Below are 4,543 nucleotides of genomic sequence, written 5' to 3'. Positions count from 1 at the left end.
GCCGCGCCCGTACCCGGGCGGCGACGTCGGGCGCGTCGGGCGTCTCCAGCCACGCGGAGAGCTCGCGCAGCTCCCGGTCGAGGTCATCCACGGTGGACCTCCTCGAGGTCCAGCAGGCCGCGGAGCTTCACCAGGGCCCGCGACGTCCGCGACTTCACCGTGCCCCGGGGCCACCCCAGCATCGTCACGGTCTCCTCCTCGCTGAGGTCGAGGAAGAACCGGCAGACGATCACCTCGCGGTCCTTCGCCGGCAGCAGGCGCAGGGCCCGGACCAGCGCGGTGCGGCGCTCGGCGGCGAGAACCGAGCCGACCGCCCCGTCCTCGACGACCTCCGACTCCGGGTTCGCCGCCGCGGCCCGCAGCACGAGACCGTCCCGCCGGCTGCGCGACCGGTGCAGGTTGCGGGTCTCGTTGGCCACGATCGCCAGCAGCCAGGCGCGGAAGGACGACTCTCCCCGATAGCGGGACAGCTTCCGGTATCCCTTCACGAACGCCTCCTGGACGACGTCCTCCGCGTCGGAGCCGGCGCCGAGCAGCACCGCGGTCCGGTACGCGGACGCGGTGTGCCGGGCGACCAGGAGTTCGTACGCCTCCAGGTCACCTGCCCGAGCGCGGGTGACGAACTCCCCGTCGTCCAGTGCGCACCTCCGGTTGGACCACCCTCATGACACCGCCCGGCCCGCCCCGGTTCCATCCGCGCGGAGAGGGAACCCGGCCGGGGCCGGCGGTGTCATCCGGACATGATGGCCAACAACCCGATCTCGCGTCGTACCCTCCTGACCGTGCTGGCCGGCAGCGGCGCCGCCGCGCTGGTCGGCTGTGACCCCGGACGGAGCCCGAGCGCCGCCCCGGCCGTCCCGGTCCCCGATCCGCTGCTCGTCGAGGTCGACGGCGGGCTCGGCGTCCTGCGCGGCACCGACCGGCAGACGATGCCGCACTCCGTCGCCACCGCCGACGGGCTCGCCGTCTTCGCGACCGCGCCCGAGGGCGCCGACACCGCCCTCTGGCGGATCGACACCGCCACCGGCCGCTCCTCGGCCCGGGTGACCCTGCCCGGACGCTGGGTGCCGCAGACCGTCTCCACCAGCGGTACGACGGTCGCCCTCACGTCGACCGCGGTGCACGTCACCACGGGACGCCCGGACGGCCGCACGGTGACCCCGGTGCTGATCGCCGACGAGACCGGGGTGCGGCACCGGCTGGATCTGCGCGGCAACTTCGTACCGGAGACCTTCACCGAGGACCTCGGCGGACTGTTCGTCCTCGAGTGGCTCCCGGCGACCGCGCCGGACCGCTACCGGGTCCGCGTCGTCGACCTCGCCACCAGCCAGCCCGGCCCGCTCTCCACCCGCAACAAGGTGCCGGTGCCGCCCGGCGCCGAGGAGGAGATGCGCGGCGACGGACGCCAGGCCGTACTTTCACCGAACCGCCGCACCCTCTACACGCTCTACACCCACCAGCCCGACCACCGGCACACCCGCGACCTGGTCAGCGGGCGGCCCGGCAACGTGCACGCGTTCGTCCACACGTTGAGCCTCGGCGAGCGGTGGGCGTACTGCATCGACCTGCCGCACCCCTTCGGGGAGGCGCCCGCCGGCGGCCACGCCATGGCGATCAGCCCCGACGGGAGCCGCCTGCTGGTCGCCGACGTCACGTCGGGCACCGTCGCGGAGATCTCCACCGAGGACCTGACCGTACGCCGGACCGCCACCGTGCCCGGCGGCACCGGCACCGCCCACGCCGCCGCCGACCGCGACCGCCTGGTCATCGCCGCCGACCGGACGGTACGCACGCTGGACCTCACGCGCCTCGGCGTCGTCGCCGACCGGACCGTCGGTGAACCGGTCACCGGTCTCGTGTTCAGCGCGGACGGGCAGCGCCTGTACGTGGGCCAGACCGATGCGGTGAGCTGGCACGACGCGGGTAGTGGCGCGGAAATTGGCCGGGTTGCCGTACCGGGTCTGGTGGCGCTGCACGGCCTGGCCGGGCGCGCCTGACCGGCTCAGGCGGTGAGCAGGCTGCGCAGTCGCTCGTCGAGGCTGATGAGCCGCCGCAACGACGAGGGTGCATCGGTGGCGAGGGTCCGGACGGTGTGCATGATGTCGTGCCGCAGATCGATCAGCGGAGCCGACACCTCGCTCTCCCACCGTCCGGCGCTGTGGGTTCCGAAAGCACCGCGCAGGGCGTCCGTCTTCTTCACCACCTTCAACAGGTCCGTGAAGTCCATCGCCGCGACGATGTCGGCGACGACGTCGTCGCGTGCCTCCGTGTCGAGTCGGTCCCGGATCCGTTGCTGGCGGGTCTGCGGCAGCAGCGCCAACGCCTTCTCCTGGTCGGGGAAGTACCCCCGCGTCCGCTCGGCCAGCTCAAGTTCCAGCGCACTGACCAGAAGGTAGAAGTAGGTGCGTCCGGGTTGCTTGTTGAGGTCGGCCGGGCTGACGATCCCGACGATGTCGTGCCCGTCGACGACGAACAGGAACTCGGCGCGGCGCAGGGCCGGCAGGAGGGTGGCCAACGGCGTGTCGCCTGCGATGACCCGCGTGGCGGTCAGTGGGCGGATGTACGCGGACAGCGCGCCGTCCCGGTCAAGAAGGTCCGCGCGGTGGACATAGCCGCAGATCTCGCCGTCACGGGTGACGGGCGCGAAGTCGAAGCCATGCTCGGTCAGAGCCTGGGCGACGTCCGGGGCAGGCGTGTCGACGCCGTAGCAGAGGACTCGGGCGATCGGCGTCTGCAGGTGGCGAGTGCGGATAGCCGTCGCGATGTCATAGGAGTGCGCCAAGATCATGACGACAGTGTGCTTGCCGCGCCGTCCCTGTCGACGACCGGGGTGATCTCGACAGGGACGGAACGCTACCCCCTTACCGTTCGGAGGCGGTCGCGCCCACCGCCTCCTCTCCGAAGAGCGCCCGGACCGCCGCCAGGACCTCCTGGGGATCGTTGGCCATCGTCGTACGTGCCTGGGCGAGCAGCGTCTCGGTGTCGACGTGCCGCTGCCGGTCCAGGTCGGCCAGCAACTGCTCGACCGTCGGCACCGCCCGCTCGCCGACCAGCGCCCGAGCCGGCGGCCGGAGGCTCATGAGGTGGCAGAGCAGCCGCAGCGGGCGATGCCCGTACACCCGGGTACCGCTGGGCAGGGTGGAGAAACCGTACGTGCGCAGCCGGGTCACCGCACCGTCGAGCAGTGGACTGGCCCAGTGCGCGTTGTCGAACAGATTGATCGAGGACGCCTCGGGCAGCCGCAGGCCATGGAGGACCTGGGCCACCCCTCGCCGGGCAGGGTCGGCGACGACGAACACGTGGGGCGAGATGCGGCTGCGGTGGAACACGTCCGACCAGGCGCGGCGGGGCTTCGACGCGTTCACGGGGTTGCCGCGCCCAGGACGCCGCCGAAGAACATCAGGATCGTGAAGCCGATCATCGGGCCGACGAAGACGTAGCCCAGGACCAGACCGGCGACCGCCATGCCGTGGCCCGACCTCGTACCGTCGCGGGTCTCCCGCATGGCCACGTGGCCCAGGATCACGGCGAGGACGCACGGCAGGCCGAACAGGCACCAGCCGCCGAGCACGCCGAAGATCCCGAGGACCAGCGACGCGGTCGCCAGGCCCGACGTGAGCGGCGGCCGCACCGACGGCGCGGGGACGAGCGGGTACGGCGGGGTGGGGTGCTGGTACGTCACCGGGACTCACCCCACGAACGGCCGGCGGCGCGCAGGTGGGTGACGAGCATGTCAACCGGGATGCCCAGTACGGAGGCCAGCAACGCCAACGGCTCGGGGTGCCCCTTGGCGGTCATCTCGTCGAAGATGTCCAGCAGGCCGCGCAGCCGGGCGTCGGTCTCACCGGGGCCGGCAGGCAGCTCGGCGATCCGCCGCTCCACGTACCGTCGCGTGACGATCTGGTGGTCCGGACTCTTGTTCATGGCGCGTGTCTCCCCGCGATGGAATGTGGATGAGGTCAACGGGCGGTGGCGTGCCAGTCGCGCAGGAACGCGTCGACCAGGGCCTGCGCCCGCCGGCGTACGTCGAAGGGCTCGTCGAGCCGCCGGCGCGCCATGTGCGACAGACCGTCGGCGGCCTCGTTGAGCGCGTGGCCGCTGTGCCCTTTCACGTGGGCGAAGGACAGGTCCGGCCGCCGGCTCACCAGCTCCGCCAGCCGGACGAGGGTGGGTTGGGGCGCCGATCGGCGCGGGCGCAGGCTGTAGCCGCTCGGCATCGCCTCGGTCTGGCCGGCCTGCCAGCGGCGCAGGTACCGCAGGGCCGTCAGGTTGTCCACCAGCACGGTCATCCCGGCTGGCACCGCGTCGTACCCGGCGAACAGGAAGTCGACGGCGCGCAGCTCGTTGATCAGCACGCGGGATACACCGGTCGGATCCAGCGGGCCGGTACCGCGACCGCGCAGGCCGTAGTGGCCGTCACTGACGACGTACGCGATGCCGCCCGTGCGCCCCTTCCAGCTCGCGTCGGTCGCGGCGACCAGCGGCGCGCCGACATGACGATGGCCCCGGCGCTCAGCGCCAGGGCCATCGTCGTACAGATGAC

The 4,543-nt window shown here is 72.4% G+C and carries 7 protein-coding genes; 1 reads left to right on the top strand and 6 read right to left on the bottom strand.

Annotated features, from left to right (window positions below; all coding sequences use genetic code 11):
• Window positions 1–83: 83 nt before the first annotated feature.
• Entirely contained in the window at window positions 84–539 is a 456-nt protein-coding gene (locus AB0I76_RS23125) for an RNA polymerase sigma factor (protein WP_357039048.1), read from the bottom strand.
• 201 nt (window positions 540–740) lie between these two features.
• On the opposite strand from AB0I76_RS23125, the gene AB0I76_RS23120 reads away from it, so the two are divergent.
• Complete coding sequence (locus AB0I76_RS23120; RefSeq protein ID WP_357039045.1) at window positions 741–1,997, top strand: hypothetical protein; 1,257 nt, start codon at window positions 741–743, stop codon at window positions 1,995–1,997.
• Between the two features lie 5 nt (window positions 1,998–2,002).
• Here the strand turns inward: AB0I76_RS23120 and AB0I76_RS23115 are convergent, their stop codons facing one another.
• From AB0I76_RS23115 to AB0I76_RS23095, 5 genes are all read right to left on the bottom strand, one after another.
• Entirely contained in the window at window positions 2,003–2,788 is a 786-nt protein-coding gene (locus tag AB0I76_RS23115) for a CBS domain-containing protein (RefSeq protein WP_357039042.1), read from the bottom strand.
• 73 nt (window positions 2,789–2,861) lie between these two features.
• A complete protein-coding gene (locus AB0I76_RS23110) occupies window positions 2,862–3,365 on the bottom strand; it encodes a hypothetical protein (protein WP_357039039.1) in 504 nt (167 codons plus the stop codon).
• On the bottom strand, window positions 3,362–3,682 hold the full coding sequence (locus tag AB0I76_RS23105) for a DUF4190 domain-containing protein (protein ID WP_357039036.1): 321 nt from the start codon (window positions 3,680–3,682) through the stop codon (window positions 3,362–3,364). Before AB0I76_RS23105 ends, AB0I76_RS23110 begins: the two co-directional genes overlap by 4 nt.
• On the bottom strand, window positions 3,679–3,924 hold the full coding sequence (locus tag AB0I76_RS23100) for a hypothetical protein (RefSeq protein ID WP_357039033.1): 246 nt from the start codon (window positions 3,922–3,924) through the stop codon (window positions 3,679–3,681). The genes AB0I76_RS23105 and AB0I76_RS23100 overlap by 4 nt, the downstream gene beginning before the upstream one ends.
• A gap of 35 nt (window positions 3,925–3,959) precedes the next feature.
• Window positions 3,960–4,543 (bottom strand): hypothetical protein (locus AB0I76_RS23095; RefSeq protein WP_357039030.1); only part of this gene is annotated, 584 nt, incomplete at its 5' end.

The sequence above is a fragment of the Micromonospora sp. NPDC049799 genome (assembly GCF_040656655.1).
Classification (GTDB): domain Bacteria; phylum Actinomycetota; class Actinomycetes; order Mycobacteriales; family Micromonosporaceae; genus Micromonospora.
The sequence above is the reverse complement of the archived record's forward strand: the minus strand, read 5'-3'. Positions and strand labels throughout refer to the sequence as shown.

What these genes read in the sequence shown, in the direction of transcription:
- AB0I76_RS23120 (WP_357039045.1), top strand. Translation starts at nt 741, where the DNA reads ATGATGGCCAACAACCCGATCTCGCGTCGTACCCTCCTGACCGTGCTG.
- AB0I76_RS23115 (WP_357039042.1), bottom strand. Translation starts at nt 2,788, where the DNA reads ATGATCTTGGCGCACTCCTATGACATCGCGACGGCTATCCGCACTCGC.
- AB0I76_RS23100 (WP_357039033.1), bottom strand. Translation starts at nt 3,924, where the DNA reads ATGAACAAGAGTCCGGACCACCAGATCGTCACGCGACGGTACGTGGAG.